At 56.8% G+C, this 15891-nt stretch carries 17 protein-coding genes; 12 read left to right on the top strand and 5 right to left on the bottom strand.

Features of this window, described 5'->3' with window-relative positions:
* Positions 1-11 precede the first annotated feature (11 nt).
* From L8V22_RS09435 to L8V22_RS09415, 5 genes are all read left to right on the top strand, one after another.
* Complete coding sequence (locus tag L8V22_RS09435) at positions 12-233, top strand: CopG family transcriptional regulator (RefSeq protein ID WP_238801573.1); 222 nt, start codon at positions 12-14, stop codon at positions 231-233.
* A 6-nt stretch (positions 234-239) separates the two neighbouring features.
* Positions 240-500 carry a cell filamentation protein Fic gene (locus L8V22_RS09430; protein WP_238801572.1) on the top strand — a complete coding sequence of 87 codons (261 nt, stop codon included), beginning with the start codon at positions 240-242 and terminating at the stop codon, positions 498-500.
* Between the two features lie 146 nt (positions 501-646).
* On the top strand, positions 647-820 hold the full coding sequence (locus tag L8V22_RS09425) for a hypothetical protein (protein WP_238801571.1): 174 nt from the start codon (positions 647-649) through the stop codon (positions 818-820).
* A gap of 20 nt (positions 821-840) precedes the next feature.
* Positions 841-1278, top strand: a complete 438-nt coding sequence (locus L8V22_RS09420) for a DUF6918 family protein (RefSeq protein WP_238801570.1) — start codon at positions 841-843, stop codon at positions 1276-1278.
* Positions 1279-1320: 42 nt separating this feature from the next.
* Entirely contained in the window at positions 1321-2796 is a 1476-nt protein-coding gene (locus tag L8V22_RS09415) for an MFS transporter (RefSeq protein ID WP_238801569.1), read from the top strand.
* A 69-nt stretch (positions 2797-2865) separates the two neighbouring features.
* Here L8V22_RS09415 and gyrB read toward each other — a convergent pair whose 3' ends face one another.
* The 5 genes from gyrB to dnaA form a co-directional block, all read right to left on the bottom strand.
* Positions 2866-4935 (bottom strand): DNA topoisomerase (ATP-hydrolyzing) subunit B, encoded by a 2070-nt coding sequence (gyrB, locus tag L8V22_RS09410; protein ID WP_238801568.1) that lies wholly within the window; start codon positions 4933-4935, stop codon positions 2866-2868.
* Between the two features lie 157 nt (positions 4936-5092).
* The gene (locus L8V22_RS09405) at positions 5093-5662 is read right to left on the bottom strand and encodes a DciA family protein (protein WP_238801567.1); all 570 of its coding nucleotides are present in this window, start codon (positions 5660-5662) and stop codon (positions 5093-5095) included.
* Positions 5655-6854 (bottom strand): DNA replication/repair protein RecF, encoded by a 1200-nt coding sequence (gene recF, locus L8V22_RS09400; RefSeq protein WP_238801566.1) that lies wholly within the window; start codon positions 6852-6854, stop codon positions 5655-5657. Before recF ends, L8V22_RS09405 begins: the two co-directional genes overlap by 8 nt.
* Positions 6854-8035 carry a DNA polymerase III subunit beta gene (gene dnaN / locus L8V22_RS09395; protein WP_238801565.1) on the bottom strand — a complete coding sequence of 394 codons (1182 nt, stop codon included), beginning with the start codon at positions 8033-8035 and terminating at the stop codon, positions 6854-6856. The genes recF and dnaN overlap by 1 nt, the downstream gene beginning before the upstream one ends.
* Positions 8036-8766: 731 nt before the next feature.
* Positions 8767-10404: a chromosomal replication initiator protein DnaA gene (dnaA, locus tag L8V22_RS09390; RefSeq protein ID WP_238801564.1), complete on the bottom strand. Its 1638-nt coding sequence runs from the start codon at positions 10402-10404 to the stop codon at positions 8767-8769.
* Positions 10405-11074: 670 nt separating this feature from the next.
* Here dnaA and rpmH point away from each other — a divergent pair.
* From rpmH to L8V22_RS09355, 7 genes are read left to right on the top strand one after another with little or no spacing between them, the layout of a single operon-like run.
* The gene (rpmH, locus tag L8V22_RS09385) at positions 11075-11218 is read left to right on the top strand and encodes a 50S ribosomal protein L34 (RefSeq protein WP_003847033.1); all 144 of its coding nucleotides are present in this window, start codon (positions 11075-11077) and stop codon (positions 11216-11218) included.
* Between the two features lie 3 nt (positions 11219-11221).
* Entirely contained in the window at positions 11222-11584 is a 363-nt protein-coding gene (gene rnpA / locus L8V22_RS09380; protein WP_238801563.1) for a ribonuclease P protein component, read from the top strand.
* Positions 11572-11847: a membrane protein insertion efficiency factor YidD gene (yidD, locus tag L8V22_RS09375; RefSeq protein WP_420839991.1), complete on the top strand. Its 276-nt coding sequence runs from the start codon at positions 11572-11574 to the stop codon at positions 11845-11847. Before rnpA ends, yidD begins: the two co-directional genes overlap by 13 nt.
* Positions 11848-11860: 13 nt before the next feature.
* Positions 11861-12838 (top strand): membrane protein insertase YidC, encoded by a 978-nt coding sequence (gene yidC / locus L8V22_RS09370; protein ID WP_238801562.1) that lies wholly within the window; start codon positions 11861-11863, stop codon positions 12836-12838.
* A 29-nt stretch (positions 12839-12867) separates the two neighbouring features.
* Positions 12868-13467 (top strand): 16S rRNA (guanine(527)-N(7))-methyltransferase RsmG, encoded by a 600-nt coding sequence (gene rsmG, locus L8V22_RS09365; RefSeq protein WP_238801579.1) that lies wholly within the window; start codon positions 12868-12870, stop codon positions 13465-13467.
* A 10-nt stretch (positions 13468-13477) separates the two neighbouring features.
* Positions 13478-14326, top strand: a complete 849-nt coding sequence (locus L8V22_RS09360) for a ParA family protein (RefSeq protein WP_238801561.1) — start codon at positions 13478-13480, stop codon at positions 14324-14326.
* A 6-nt stretch (positions 14327-14332) separates the two neighbouring features.
* Positions 14333-15373, top strand: coding sequence for a ParB/RepB/Spo0J family partition protein (locus L8V22_RS09355; RefSeq protein ID WP_238801560.1), 1041 nt, complete (start codon positions 14333-14335; stop codon positions 15371-15373).
* Positions 15374-15891 lie beyond the last annotated feature (518 nt).

Here is a 15891-nt window from a genome sequence, read left to right as displayed (position 1 = left end):
ATCACTAAGGCATGGCAATGACATTGCGGCTTACGGCCGAACAGGATCACGCTCTCACCCTGCTGGCCTCGGCGCAGGGCACCTCCAAACATGAAGCGGTAGTGCGCGCCATCGTTGCGGCGGCAGCCCGCACGCTTGCCGACGCCCACGTGCAATCCACCGCCCGCGCCCTCCTCCCCGGCCGCGCTGAGTTAGAAGCAGAAATCCGCCGCGCTCGGCCAGCGCAGTCCTAGGCAGTTATGAGTACCGAGCAGCTCTACCTCTTGGCACAAGAGTTTTGCGTACACTTTCACGTCCGTATCACCAACTTTGCCGCCCTTGCGGCCGCCGCAGCCGCCAGTACGGCCAAGGTGGAAGGAATAGCTATCCACGATAGCCACCGCGACGCCGCCCGCGCTATGGCGGAGGTTTTAGCCCGCGTGCCGGCGCTAAGCGGGTATAACGCAGAGTTCGCAAAGTTTAGCGCGCGCGTCTACCTTAGTGTTAAAGAAGTTGCCTAAGTTATTGGCGATAGTCACCCAAGGAAGGAACTGCCCCTACCGTTACTGCAGCTGAGGCGGATTCCTAGAAAGGCAAGGTAAATCCGAACTTTGAGCAGGGGAAAGCCGGGGGTTCCTCTACCGGTTCTTCCCAGCTGGACCTCACCTTGATCATCACCGCCGCAGCCGCGGGCGTCACCGCACTGGCCAGTGCCGTAGCCCTCTACTCCCCCAACGTCAATCTGGAGAAGGCGGCGCGCGATGCCGGCTTGGGTCAGATCGCCGATCAGATTGCCGCCATTCAGGCCAACCTCCCTGGCTTGCCGGGACAGCCAGCTTAACTCGCGTAAGGTGGTGCAGCATGGCACATCTTTCTGAACTTATGTCGGCTCCGCAGCGCACTGCGGTGATAAGCGATTGTGGCGAGCTGGTTGAGGGGGTCGTCGCCAAGCAATCGGGCATTACCGGCATGGCGCTCAAGGGCGCCCTCGCCGCCGCTAAAAAGGTCGACTCCGCCATCGTCACGAAGGCACTAGGCCGCGTGCTACCGGATGTTCTTGATGCCCTCGACCCGCACTGGCAGGAGTTTACAGGCAGCACCAAGCAGGATTTCGGTTCCTTCCTGGAGCCACGCAGCACCGAGGTAAGCGATGCCATCCTGTCGGTGGCCGATAAGCACGCCGAGCAGGTCAACTCCCCCGCACTATCTAAGCCTTATAACTCCCTGCGCGGTAAGGCGTCGAAATTCCTCACCCCTGCGGTCCCAGATTTTGGACGCGTGCTGCAGAAACATATGTAGTTTCCCGGCAGTTGAATCGCTTTCTAACCGCCAGGTATAAGTATGGAAGTGACTACCTCCGCAGCTAACCAAACCGAGTACCCCGCCGGCCAAGATCCCGCCCGCTGGCGGGTACTGATTGTTTTGCTCACGGCGCTCTTTATGTCGCTGCTGAGCGTGTCCATCGTGAACGTCGCCCTGCCCTCTATCCAATCGGGCCTGGGAGCCTCTGATTCCGATGTGCAATGGGTGCTCTCCGGCTATGCGCTCACCTTCGGTGTCATCCTCGTGGCGGCCGGCCGCGCTGGAGATCTCGTCGGCCGCGGCGGCATCTTTCTGGCAGGCATCGCCATTTATTCCATCAGCGCCGCAGTCGCCGGCTTTGCCCCCAATGCGGAAGCGCTCAACGGCGCCCGTTTTATCCAAGGCGTAGGTGCAGGCCTGCTCAATCCACAGGGCGTAGGTATGATTCAACAGTACTTCCGCGGTGCCGAGCGCGCCCGTGCCTTTGGTTATTTTGGCTCCACGGTGGGCATTGCCGTTGCCATCGGTCCGGTACTGGGCGGCCTTCTCATTCGCCTTGGCGGAGCGGACCTAGGCTGGCGGTTGACCATGCTGGTCAATTTCCCCATCGGCCTTGTAGCCATCATCTTAGGATTGATGTGGTTTCCTCGACCGTTATTCTCCCGCGTACACGATGAAGCCGGCAATAAATTGGGCATCTTCAAGGCCCTAGCCACCCTTGATCCTATCGGCGCACTGATCCTCGGCGCTGCCGTATGGGCCATCCTCTTCCCTTTTATGGAATCATCCGCATCACCGGCCGTGTGGTGGCTCTTGCTGCTGGGTGCCGTCCTCCTTGTGGGATGGGTGCTGTGGGAACGCCGCCACAAGGCCACCGGCCATCCGCCGATGGTGGATCTCAATATCTTTGCCACCCCGAGCTTTCGCAATGGCACCATCATCGCCACCTTGTGGTTTATGGGTATTACCAGCATTTGGGTGCTTGTCGCGCTCTACTTCCAAAGCGGGCTCGGGCACTCCGCCCTCGCTGCCGGCTCCGTAGGCATTCCGGCCGCCTTATTGAGCTCCATTTCTGCCACTCTGGCCGGCCGCTCCGTGTCCGTCCATGGCCGCAAGGTCGTTGTCCTGGGCATGCTTGTGACCATCTCGGGGCTCGTAGCGACCATTGCGCTTATCTGGGTCACCGAGCAATGGGGCGCCAGTGAATGGTGGATGGTCCTTTCACTCGCCTTGGTGGGCGGCGGACAAGGTTCGGTCATCTCCCCTAACCAAACGCTCACCTTGGCGCATGTCCCACAGGCTTATGCCGGTTCGTCCGGCGCTGTCCTCCAAACCGGCCAGCGTATCGGCACGGCCATTGGGCTTGCCGTCATCACGGCCATCGTCTTTGCCACCTTGCACGGCACGAGCGCGGACTGGCCGCTTTCCATCATCGCCGGCTTCGGCGTCATCTTGGCCATGTGCCTTGCGTCCTTGGGATTCGCGATAGCAGACCAGCGCAGCTCCCAGGCTTAGAGCTAGCGCTTTACGACGCCACAATTAAAGCCCACCGCGGGAATTCCACGGTGGGCCTTGTGCTGCGCTTTAAATATCCAAGAAGCGGACGTCCTTTGCGCGGCGGGTAATGAAGGAGCGGCGGGCCGAGACATCGTCACCCATGAGGATGGAGAAGAGCTCATCGGCACGCTGTGCGTCTTCCAGATCCACGCGGCGCAGGATGCGGGTGCTCGGGTCGAGCGTGGTCTCCCACAACTCGGCGGCGTTCATCTCGCCCAGACCCTTGTAGCGCTGGATGCCGTCATCCTTGTTGATCTTGCGGTTCTGTTCCAGGCCCTCGGCCAGCAGCTTATCGCGCTCGTCGTCGGAAAAGGCATAGCCCGGAGTACCCTTAGACCACTTGAGTTTATACAGCGGCGGGTTAGCCAGGAATACGTGGCCATCTTCAACCAGCTGCGGCATGAAGCGGAAGAGCAGGGTCAATAGCAGCGTGGCAATGTGCTGGCCGTCAACGTCGGCATCGGCCATGAGTACGATCTTGTCGTAGCGCAGCTTCTTGATGTCGAATTCCTCGTGGATGCCGGTACCCAGTGCGGTAATAATCGCCTGGACCTCGGCATTCTTGAGGACCTTATCCATGCGGGCTTTCTCCACGTTCAGGATCTTGCCGCGCAGTGGCAAGATGGCCTGGAACATGGAATCGCGTCCGCCCTTAGCGGAACCGCCTGCGGAGTCACCCTCCACGATGTAGAGCTCGGAAATCTTCGGGTCCTTGGAGCGGCAATCCGCGAGCTTGCCCGGCAGACCACCAAGGTCGGTGGCGGACTTGCGGCGCACCATCTCGCGGGCCTTGCGGGCAGCCATGCGAGCATGCGCGGAGGAAACGGCCTTATTAATAATGGCCTTAGCCTCAGCCGGGTTGGCATCGAACCAGTCATTAACGTGCTCGTTGACCGCACGCTGGACAAAGCCCTTAATCTCGGAATTGCCCAACTTGGTCTTGGTCTGGCCCTCAAACTGCGGATCAGCCACCTTGACCGAGATAACGGCGGCCAAACCCTCGCGGCAGTCATCGCCGGAAAGGTTGCCGTCCTTTTCCTTGATGAGCTTATGCTCCTTGGCATAGCGGTTCATCAAGGAGGTCAGGGCCGCGCGGAAGCCCTCTTCGTGCGTGCCGCCCTCGTGGGTGTTGATGGTATTGGCAAAAGTGTGAACGGACTGCTTATAGCCCTGGTTCCACTGCAGTGCTACTTCCACCTCATGATCTTCGCCCTTGGCATCGAAAGAAACGATGGTCGGGTGGATCGCAGTCTTGGACTTATTGAGGTACTTGACGTAGTCGGTCAAGCCCTCTGGATAGTGGAAGGTGACTTTCTTGCGGCGCTTCTTTTCCGCCGCAGCTTCCTTTGCATCGCCGGATTCTTCGTTGAAAGTATCGCCAGCGTCTGGACCATCATCGAAAGAGGTTTCATCCGCATTGCTCTCGCCTGATTCTGCATCGGCGATTTCTTCCAGCTCGATCTGCTCTTCGGTGACGCGCTCATCGATGAGCTCAATGGATAGGCCCTTATTCAAGAAGGCCATTTCCTGCAGGCGGCGGGCGATGGTGTCGTAATCGTAATCGGTAGTTTCGAAGACTTCCGGATCCGCCCAGAAACGGATCTTGGTGCCCGTACCGCGGGCATTGCCGCCTTCAATCAACTCGTCCGGGATGGCGTTGTGGAAGTTTTGGTACCAGTGCTTGCCATCGCGCTTGATTTCCGCCTCTACGCGGGTAGATAGCGCGTTCACCACGGAAATACCGACGCCGTGCAGGCCGCCGGAAACGGCGTAGGAATCGGAGTCGAATTTACCGCCGGCGTGCAGCTGGGTCATGACCACCTGGACGGTAGGTGCGCCGGAGGCGTGCATTTCTACCGGGATACCACGGCCATTATCGATGACCTCGACGCCGCCATCTTCTAGCAGCTTGACGGTAACCTTATCGGCGTAGCCGGCCATAGCCTCATCGACGGAGTTATCAACGATCTCCCAAATGAGGTGGTGCAGGCCGCGCGAACCGGTTGAACCAATGTACATGCCGGGGCGCTTACGGACGGCCTCGAGGCCCTCCAAGATCGTAATTGACCCGGCATCATATGCGTGTTCTTCAGCCACGGATTCGTGCTCTCCTTTTGGCTATAGCTAATTCTAAGACCCTGACTATTCTACACGGATACCCCCTACTGAAAGACACCCCACACCCGTGAGAGATAGGAATCTGGCGCGCTCTGAGGTTATTTAGAATTTAAAGGTCGGATCCAACTGCAACCTATTAGCCATACGTATCTTGCGATCCTTGTGGTCTCACCCACTGCCGCCCCTCATAGTTGCGCCTTTGCTTAGGGCCATGAATGCGCAGCTCAACGATGACATCCGGCCCTAGGCGGTCAGAGATTTTCCGCAGGATTTGGCGCTGCAGATAGCGCAACTCCGTAGCCCAGGTGGAGTTATCGCAGGACACATAGACAACCTTGTCCTTAATCTTCTGCGGCTGCGTATGGGCGGCGATACGCTCGCCCACGAGATTTTCCCAATTCCCCATCACCCAGCCATTGGCCAGGCCATGCTCCCAGCCACGATTGACTACCTCGCGGCTGATTTGGGCTCCCAGGCTCGGCACCGCCAGCGTGCGCCGTTTCTTCCTGCCATCCGGTCCTGTGGGAATACCCCGTTGATAGCCCATATACCCCTGCTTTTGTGCCTTCTCCAGAGAGGGCACCGGCATCTTCGGCACAGGGCGGGTTAGCTTCGGCGGGTTCTTGGAGGTGGAGCGGACCAGCTTAAAGTACTGGGTGACTGGATCAATGCGCTGCTTGCCGACGCCCCCTTCTATCTCACTCACTTCCCTCACCTTCCTCGGCAGCGTCCGCACCAGCATCCTCAGCGTTGAGCTTGGAAATGCGCCCGGCATCGGTATCTTCCACGCTCACGCGATAGCGCACGATGGGCTCCAAATTTCCTGGTAGATCCTCATCTACCGCCGCGGTGATGAGCACCTGCTCGGCCTCGGCGGCCAGGTGGACGAGCTGCTTGCGGCGCTTGGCGTCCAACTCAGCAAAAACATCATCCAAGATGAGCACCGGATCCGATCCTCCCTCCTGGCGCAGGAGATTAAACTCCGCTAGGCGCAGCGCGATGGCATAGGACCACGTCTCGCCATGGCTGGCAAAGCCCTTGGCCGGCTGTTCACCCAGATTAAGCACCAGATCGTCGCGGTGTGGGCCCACGAGGGAAATGCCGCGTTCGATTTCGCGTTGCCGAACGTTCGCCAATTCGGTAAGCATCACTGCCTCGAGCACCTCTCGGTCCGCGGTGTCGATCGTGGATTTATACTCCACCTGCGCTGGGCGCGATTCTGGTGCTAGGCCGGAATAGGCGGCGGGAATGTGGTCTAAAAGGGCGTCGACAAGCGCAAGGCGCGCGGCAATAACCTGGGCGCCGAGGCGGGCTAACTGCGCATCCCAGGTATCCAAGGTGGCCAGTGCCGCGGCACCATCGCTATCGGAATAGCCGCGGCGCAGGCTGGCGGAGCCAGATTTGAGCAGGGCATTGCGCTGCTTGAGTACCTTGTCATAGTCGGCCTTTACGCCCGCAAGGCGCGGGGTCCGCGAGGCAATGATGCTATCGAGGTAGGCGCGGCGCCCAGCCGGCTCGCCGCGCACCAAGGCCAAATCTTCCGGGGAAAAGAGCACCGTTTTTACCACGCCCAGAAGCTCACGGGGGCTGCGCAGGCGCGTGCGATTGATCTGCGCTTGATTGGCCGCGTGGGGCTTAATCAGCAAATGGGTGGTGAGCTCGCGGCCTTGGTTCACCGCGGTAATGGACACCCGCGCACTACCCGCACCCTGGCGCACCAGCGGCGCATCATGAGAAACGCGATGGGAAGAAAGATGGGCAGTATAACCAATGGCCTCGACGATATTGGTCTTGCCAAAGCCATTGCGCCCGACAAAAAGGGTGATCCCCGGCCCTAGCTGTACTTTAAGTTCGGGCCATGAGCGAAAATCCCGAACATCGAGATCCCTGACGTACATTAGCCCGGCAGGCGAACCGGCATGAGCAGGTAGGTGAAGTTAGTCTCCGGCGTGGGGAAGTTGCCATCTTCATCGGCCTCAGGCAGCTCTTCCGGTTCTGGGATCATAATGGCCGGACGAGAAGGCTCGGTAAAGCCAAAGACCACCCGGTCGGTGTTGATAACGGCCAAACCATCCTTAAGATAGCCCGGGTTGAAAGCGATGAGGAATTCATCACGGCCATAGAACGCACATGGCAGGGTCTCGGTGGCGTTACCGGCATCCGCGCCGGCAGATAGGGTTACCTGACCATCAGCGAATTCCATCCGGATCTGCGCGTTGCGATCCGTCAGCAAAGAAACGCGGCGGATCGCTTCCTGCAGTGGTGCCACCTCAATGGAGGCAATATTGGTGTGATTCTTCGGCAGCAGCGGCTGCACATTGGGAAAATCTGCATCCAGCATGCGCGTGGTGGTTTCACGATTATCCGCGTGCAGGCCAAAGAGGCCTTCGGCACCAATATTCTCATCGGTGCCCACGGCGATCTCCACTGGAATGTTGAGATGCGGATCCAAGGAACGGCCAGTTTCCTGCAGGGTCTTAGCAGGTACCAGAAGCTTGGCTTCCACGTCTGGGGACTTCGGCTCCCATTCCAAGGTGCGCATAGCTAGGCGGAAGCGGTCCGTTGCCGTCATCTCAATGTCTTTGCCATGGATATCCATGTGCACACCGGTGAGCATTGGCAGGGTGTCATCCTTGCCGGCCGCGGCAGCGACCTGGTGGATGGCCTCGACGAATAGCTGTGGCTGGATGGTGCCGGTAACCTCCGGCAGGGCCGGAAGCTGTGGGTAATCATCCAGGGGAATTAGCGGCAGTTCAAAGCGGGAAGAACCGCAAGTAACCAGGGCCTTGGAATCTACCTGGGAGATCTCTACTTCTTTGTTTGGCAAAGAAGCGACGATATCGGAAAGAAGCTTGCCAGCTACGGCGATTTGCCCGGGTTCATCCACCATGCCGGCGATGCGGACGCGGGTAGAGACTTCGTAATCGAAGCCGGTGAACTCAAGACCATTGTCATCCGCGGTGATCAGCATCGCGCGCAGCACGGGCTGGGTGACCTTGGAGGGCAGGCTGCGAGCAACCCACGCTACGGCGTTGGCAAGATCATCTTTGGCAACGCGAAATGACACGGCTTCATCCATGGTGCGAAGAGCTCCTCTAGGGCAAGTAGGAAAATTGTTACTTACAAAAGACTGGCTTCCAACTTACCGCATCGGGCACGGTGCGCCACAACATGTAATTCCATCTTCGCCCGTTCGATTCGCGTTTGGCCGAAGGCAGGCTGGGGCGAATTCCACACACCCTCTTTCTTCTAGGTAGATCAGAGAAATAATTTAGTAGTAGTAATAAGCGCTGTGGTATCTGTGGGTAACTTGGTAAATGACAAGTTCACGGCACAGATCCGGGGTGTGCCAAATCTTGTGATCTTGCTGTGATCAATCGGGGCGAATTGTGGACAACTAGTGGGACCGCCGTTTTATCCACAGGTTTTGTCATTTGATCACCGATCTACACACAGGGCTGATCACAGGGCGGTTCTTCCAGCATAGGGCTTGTGGAATTTAAAACTGTGAGCAAGATCCATGAATTACAAAGATGAAATTACACAGGTGTGAACAACGCTGTGGATAACTCTTTTCCCAGTTAAACGCTTAGTTCCAGGAGCGGTTTTGAATTCTTTGTGAAATTACAACAATGGGTAGCGGTTGCGCGGAGGTTTGTTTTAGCCTCCTATTCGGCTTTCGTGCGGATTTCCAGTTTTGTCGTTCTGGCTTGAGCTCCACGTGGGGCCGGCGGAATCAGGGAAGTCTAAAGGGAAAACTAAAAACGCCCTCCTTTATATAAGGAAGGCGTTGAAGTAGTGCGGTGAGAATTAGGCGCGACCGCGATTCTTGATGCGCTGGGTAAGTGCCTGGATCTCGTCGTAGGTATTGCGCTTTTCAGTCATCTCTTTGCGGATTTTGCGATCTGCATAGATGACGGTGGTGTGGTCCTTGCCGCCGAACTGCTCACCGATCTTAGGAAGGGATAGCTCTGTAAGTTCGCGGCATAGATACATAGCCAACTGGCGAGCATGCGCTACCGCGCGCTTCTTGCCGGCGCCGCGCAGTGTTTCTACATCAATATCGAAGAACTCTGCCGTGACCTCCATGATCGAGGTAGCGGTGATCTGTCGATCTGCGGAATCAGGGGCCAAATCGCGCAAAGCGATTTCAGCCATCTCCACATTGATTGGCTCATTAACCAAGGAAGAATAGGCCGAAACACGGATGAGTGCGCCTTCGAGTTCGCGAATAGAAGACTCGAAGCGTGAGGCAATGAGCTCAAGTACGGAGCGATCTACCTCGGTGCCATCATTGGCTGCCTTCTTCATCAAAATCGCGATACGCGTTTCTAGATCTGGCGGCTGAATATCGGTGATCAGACCGCCTTCAAAGCGGGTGCGGAGGCGATCCTCTAGCGTGGTGAGCTGCTTTGGCGGGCGGTCCGAAGACAAAATGATCTGCTTATTGGCTTGGTGCAGCGCATTGAAGGTATGGAAAAACTCCTCCTGAGTGGATTCCTTGCCCTCCAAGAACTGGATGTCATCGACCATCAAAATGTCGAGATTGCGGTAGCGGCGTTTGAATGATTCCTGGCGGTCATCGCGCAAGGAATTAATGTAGTCATTCGTGAATTCTTCCGAAGACACATATTTTACCCGCAGGCCCGGATGCAGTACCTGGGCGTAATTGCCAGCGGCGTGCAAAAGGTGCGTTTTACCTAGTCCAGAGCCGCCCCAGATAAAGAGTGGGTTGTAGGCACGCGCGGGATTCTCGGCCACGGCAACGGCTGCACCATTGGCAAAACGATTCGAAGAACCAATCACAAAGCTATCGAAGGTGTGCTTTGGATTGAGTGAAGTTTCACGATTGGGATCATGCGCCGGAGCCTCGCGCGGGATGCGGGCGGAATTGGTGGCAGCACCCGAGAAATTTCCCGCGGCCTCCGCCTGCTGCTGGTTATAGTGTTCGGCCAACTCATCCAGGCTTGCTGGGGCGTGGCTGGACTGCCAGTTGTTCTGGATAGGAGCCTGTTGCGCAGCGGTATCTGGTTGCTGCGGGCGCGGAATGTAGTTCGGGGTAGCTTCCGTGTTCTGCTGTGGTTGTGCTTGTGGGGGTTGTTGCTGCTGAGGGGGAGCTGCTTGTGGGGCCGGTTCAGCGGCCGGTGGCTGCGGCTCTTGCGGGGTCGCGAGGGTAACCGCGAAGGAACACGGGCGGCCGAGGTGCCGGGTCAATGCCTTGGCGATATGCTCGCCAAGCTCGTTTTCGACCACATTTTTGGCATCCAGGTTCTCGGCGGCGACAAGGGTGTATCCCTCGACCATCATGATGGGGCGAACTAGCTGGAGATAAAGGCGCTGTGAATGCGAAAAACTAGGGACCTCGGAATTGGGTTGCTCGGATTGTGCGAGCAGGTCATCAACGACCGCGCGCCAAACGGCATGCAGGTTCGCTTGTGGGTCAGTCACTACAGGCTACCTTTGTGGAATTTAGTCGGGGACGGGTGGACATTGAATAACAATTTTCACCGCGGATTCCACTGTGGTTTTCACATTGGTTTTTATCGAGTCACCTCGAACTCCACAGAGTTATCCACAGGTGTGGATGAAATAGTTATTCACAGCTTAGTTCATGGCTGTGGATAACTCTCAATTGGCCAGTCTATGGCCATACGCTGCGAAAACTGCAAAAGTCTCGAGTGTTGATTTAGAGTTATCCACATGGTCGGTACGGCTGTGGAATTTGATTCTTCTGTTGTACCGCCGAAATGGCAGGTGTGTCTAGCGAGAAAAATTCACTACCCGGGTGCGGGTTGGGGTCGACCCTCCGGTGTGGTGGATTAGGTGCAGTAAGGGCCTAGAATCTGGCCTTCTAGCTGCAAGAAAAAACATTTATGTAATTTCGGGTGTACCCGGGTGTCGATTTGTTTCCAGCGGCAGAAATCACGTAATCTGGCATGGTCTATTGCAACAAAGAGTTGCGCGTGAAAGTGACAGCGTCACCTCGCACTGGCTGGGCCCGTCGGCTCGCCGTGTACCGGAGAGACTGTGATGCGTCAGGTTCATGGAATCTATTCATCAGTGGGTACACCACTGCCTAGCGGTAGTGTGCCTACGCACAACTTCAAGGAGAATTAACGTGGCAAAGGGTAAGCGCACGTTCCAGCCGAACAACCGTCGTCGTGCTCGTAAGCACGGCTTCCGCACCCGCATGAGCACTCGTGCAGGTCGCGCCATCGTTGCAGCTCGTCGCAAGAAGGGCCGCGCAAAGCTGACTGCATAAGTTATGCTTCCGGCCCAGCATAAGCTCACATCACCGACGCAGTTTCGGCGCACGATGAAGGGCAGCCGCCGGGCGGGCACTCGTACGATCGTCGTGCATGCACGCGATAACGCAGGTACGGACAAGGCAGCCGATATCGCCGCCACTGGGCCGCGATTTGGGCTGATTGTTTCTAAAGCCGTCGGGAATGCAGTGGTTCGCCACCGCACCTCCCGGCGGCTTCGCCATGTGTGCATGACATTCATTCCCAAGCTGCCCGCCAGCGTGGATGTGGTCATTCGTGCACTGCCCGCTAGTGCTACTGCTAGTAGTGAGCAGTTAGAAAAAGATCTTGCCAAAGCACTTCGCAAGCAATGGGATATCTAAATTCCCGCGGGGAAGAAATTCCCCCAGCCAGAGGATTGGCCAAACCAATGGTCAGAGTGGTTCGTTTCTACCAAAAACATGTCTCTGGCTTTAAGATGGTATCGACCTGTCGGTTCGATCCGACATGCAGTGCTTATGCTCTAGAGGCGCTTTCCAAACACGGCGCTTCCAAGGGTACGGCGATGGCAATAGCCAGGGTTTGCAAATGCGGCCCCTGGCATCCGGGCGGGTTCGATCCGGTCCCGGATACCAACAACAATTGAGGATTAAACACTCGTGCTTAATTTCATTTACTGGCCAATTTCGGCCGTTTTATGGTTCTGGCACTGGCTGCTATCTCTCGTGATGGACCCGGCGTGGGGAATTACGTGGATTCTGTCCATTGTGCTGCTGACCTGGACGCTTAAGGCGTTGATGGTCAAGCCGACTATCAGCCAGATTCGCTCCTCGCGCAAGATGCAGGAAATCCAGCCTAAGGTGCAGGAAATCCGTGCGAAGTACGGCAATGACCAAACCAAGGCTGCACAGGAGATGCAGAAGGTTTATAAGGAATCTGGTGTACGTCCGATGGCTGGCTGCCTGCCGGTCTTCGTGCAGATTCCAATGTTCATTGGTCTGTTCCACGTGTTGCGTTCCTTCGACCGCACCGTTGCGGTTGCCGGTGGCATTGGCCATCCCAGTGGCGATCCAATGTCCATCGAGGAAAATGCCAATACTGCGAACTACATCTTCAAGCCTGACCTAGTGCAGCAGTTCTTGGACGCCAAGATTTTTGATGTTCCGCTCGTGACCAACTTGCGCTTGAACTCCCCAATCGTAGAGGGCGTAACCACTAGCCAGGCAGCTGTCATCATCGTTCCGATGATTGCCATCATTGCGGTCATGACGCACTTCAATGCGCGTATGAGCTTAAACCGCCAAGAAAAGCGTCGCGCTGCCGGTAAGACCCAAGCGCCGCAGGGGCAGAATGCGGAAATGATGCAGCAGCAAATGGCTATGATGTCCAAGATGATGCTGTGGGTTATGCCGGCCATGCTGGTCTTCTCCGGCTTCATCTGGCCAATTGGTTTGCTGTTCTACATGATGGCCAATACGGTCTGGACTTTCTTCCAAACCCGCATCGTCTACGCCAAGATGGACCGCGAGGAAGAAGAAGAGGAAGCCGCTAAGATTGAGGCCAAGCGCACTTCCGCGCCAAAGCCGGGTGCCCGCAAGAAGGACAACCGCACTAAGAAACAGCGTAAAAACAAATAAACACGGAGGAGAACCCCATCGTGTCCGAGATGGACCCGTCAGTAGTATTCGGCTCTCGCTTGCCCCTCGCGCAGGCTTACCATGATTCGCTCGCTACAGACGGGTCCATTCGTGGTTTTATAGGCCCCCGGGAGGTACCGCGTTTATGGGATAGGCACATCATTAATTGCGCCGTCGTCAAGCAGGCAATCCCCGAAGGTGCCACGGTAATCGACGTCGGCTCGGGTGCTGGGTTGCCCGGCATTCCGCTGGCCATTGCGCGCCCAGACCTGCAAATTACTCTGATCGAGCCGCTGCTCAAACGCTATAACTACCTCAACGAGGTGGTAGAACAGCTCGGCCTGGAAAATGTCACGGTCCTGCGCGGCCGTGCCGAAGAAGGCCCGATTAAAAAGGCAGTGGCGGGGGCCGACGTGGTTACCTCCCGTGCCGTCGCACCCCTAGGCAAACTTGCCAAATGGTCGCTGCCGCTCGTGCGCAAAGGGGGCGAGATGATCGCGTTGAAGGGTTCTTCGGTACATGAGGAATTGGAGCGCGATGCCGCTGATATTAAGAAGGCCGGCGGCGGAAAGGCCGAGGTCAGCACCATCGAGGGAACCACGATCATTCGTGTCCCGCGCGTGAACTAAAGTAGACGGCATGACTAATCCGCGCCTTATCACCATTGCTAACCAGAAGGGCGGCGTAGGCAAAACCACCTCCGCCGCCAACTTGGCCGCAGCGCTTGCCGCAGAGGGCAAGAAAGTGCTGGTGATCGATCTTGACCCGCAGGGAAACGCCTCCACGGCCATGGGCGCGGAGCATAGCTCCGGCACCGATTCCAGCTATGAGGTGCTCCTTGGGGATTGCAGCGCCGAAAAGGCCATGCAGCCCTCTTCGCACAACGAAAACCTTTTTTGCATTCCCGCCACCATTGATTTGGCTGGCGCGGAGATCGAAATGGTGTCCTTGGTACGCCGCGAATTCCGCCTCTATGACGCTTTGCATAATGGCTTCCTTGAAGAGCATGGCTTCGAATATGTCTTCATTGACTGCCCGCCTTCGCTTGGGTTGCTCACCATCAATGCAATGACGTGCGCTGAAGAGGTCATCATCCCGATTCAATGCGAGTACTACGCCTTGGAGGGTGTGGGCCAGCTGCTGGGAAATATCTCCATGATTCGCGAGCACCTCAATGAGGATCTGCATATTTCCGCCGTGCTGCTGACCATGTATGACGCCCGTACACGCTTAGCAGAAGATGTGGCAGATAACGTCCGCGAACAGTTTGGTGCCGTAGTTCTGGGCAATGTTATCCCACGCTCCGTGCGCGTTTCCGAGGCACCGGGGTACGGTACTACGGTTATTGATTATGCTCCCTCGTCCACCGGTGCCCGCGCCTACCTTGCGGCGGCGCGCGAGCTTAACCGGCGTGGCGATTACCGCCCGCACCCGACCACCGGGGCGATTGGCGTGAGCCCAGAGATTTACGCGGAATTGGAAGGATAGGAACTCATGGCAGAACAGAAGCAAGGCGGCCTTGGCAAAGGTCTCGCCGCACTCATCCCATCCGGTCCCGATGCCCCTACCCGCAAGCCGCGCCTAGGAGACTCCGCTGCGGATATCATCTTGGGAAACTCCACTCCGCAGCCGGGCCATAAGGGCGGCGAAGGCAAGCGTGTCAAGGGCGCCCCCACCATTCAGCAGAGTTCTGGCTCCAAGTCCTCGAAGAAGCGTCAGGCTACCCCGGCTCCTATCGGTGCGACCTATCGCGAGATTTCCATCGGCGATATTATCCCGAATCCGAAGCAGCCTCGCACCGTCTTCGATGAGGATGAGCTGGGCGAGCTCGTCCACTCGATTCGCGAGTTTGGTTTATTGCAGCCCGTTGTCGTCCGTCCTTCCGAGGAGGGTGGCTTCGAGCTCATCATGGGTGAGCGCCGTTGGCGCGCTTCTTCCAAGGCGGGTCTGGCTACGATTCCGGCCATCGTGCGCGATACCAAGGATGACAACCTGCTGCGCGATGCCCTGCTGGAAAACATTCACCGTGTGCAGCTCAACCCTCTGGAAGAGGCACACGCCTATCAACAGCTGCTGGAAGAGTTCGGCGTTACCCAGAATGAGCTGGCGGATCGCATTGGCCGCTCCCGCCCCCAGGTGACCAATATGCTGCGCCTGCTCAAGCTACCGGTAGAGGTACAAAAACGTGTAGCCGCTGGTACCTTGTCTGCTGGCCACGCGCGTGCGCTACTGTCTTTGGATGACACCGAGGCCATGGAATATATTGCCAACCGCATCATCGCGGAAGGTCTGTCCGTACGCGCTACTGAGGAGGCAGTCACCCTTTATAAGCGTGATGGTAAGCCGGCCGAATCCAAGAAGAAGCAGCCAGCGCCACAGCCGCAGTATTTCACTGATTCCGCCGAGCGCTTGTCTGATCGCTTTGACACCAAGGTCACCGTGACTATGGGCAAGCGCAAGGGCAAGATGGTTGTGGAATTTGGTGACCAAGAAGATTTTGAGCGCATTATGGCACTAATACAACTAGGTGAATGACTGTGGGAAAAGTGGAAAGCTTAATCAAATCTTTGGTTCGGGGGCCAGCGTGTTGTCTATTTTGAACTCCTATTTGTCTGAATGATCCTTACGGCGGGTGTTGTTCGATTTAGATCGTAGTGTGAGACCATGGTTATCGTAGTCTCGTCGTTTGGCGCTACCCACTCCGGTGATAGCAGGCGGTCACTTAAAATATTCGGTCTTTTAATCCAAAGGCAAAGTTGGTAGCAGCACTGATTATTTAACGCTTAAAGGCTACGGCTAACAGCCTTCTGAATTTTTGATTGACTCCGCCTTCTATTTGGATGTGATACGAACGTAGACCTCTGAGAGGTCTCTCGTGTCGTCTGATTTGCTAACTTGGGTATGACGAATTATTTGCGAATACTGCATTTCTGCCGAGTTTGCTTTATATATTCAAATCCCTGTGCGTAAGTCTAGAATCCACCTGTGAGGGATTCGGCACTCTTCATCAATGCCAAAAGTAGTAGAAGTAATTAGCACACCCCAAAATTACG

Source organism: Corynebacterium yonathiae (assembly GCF_027570195.1).
In the GTDB taxonomy this organism is placed as follows: Bacteria; Actinomycetota; Actinomycetes; order Mycobacteriales; family Mycobacteriaceae; genus Corynebacterium; species Corynebacterium yonathiae.
The sequence above is the reverse complement of the archived record's forward strand: the minus strand, read 5'-3'. Positions and strand labels throughout refer to the sequence as shown.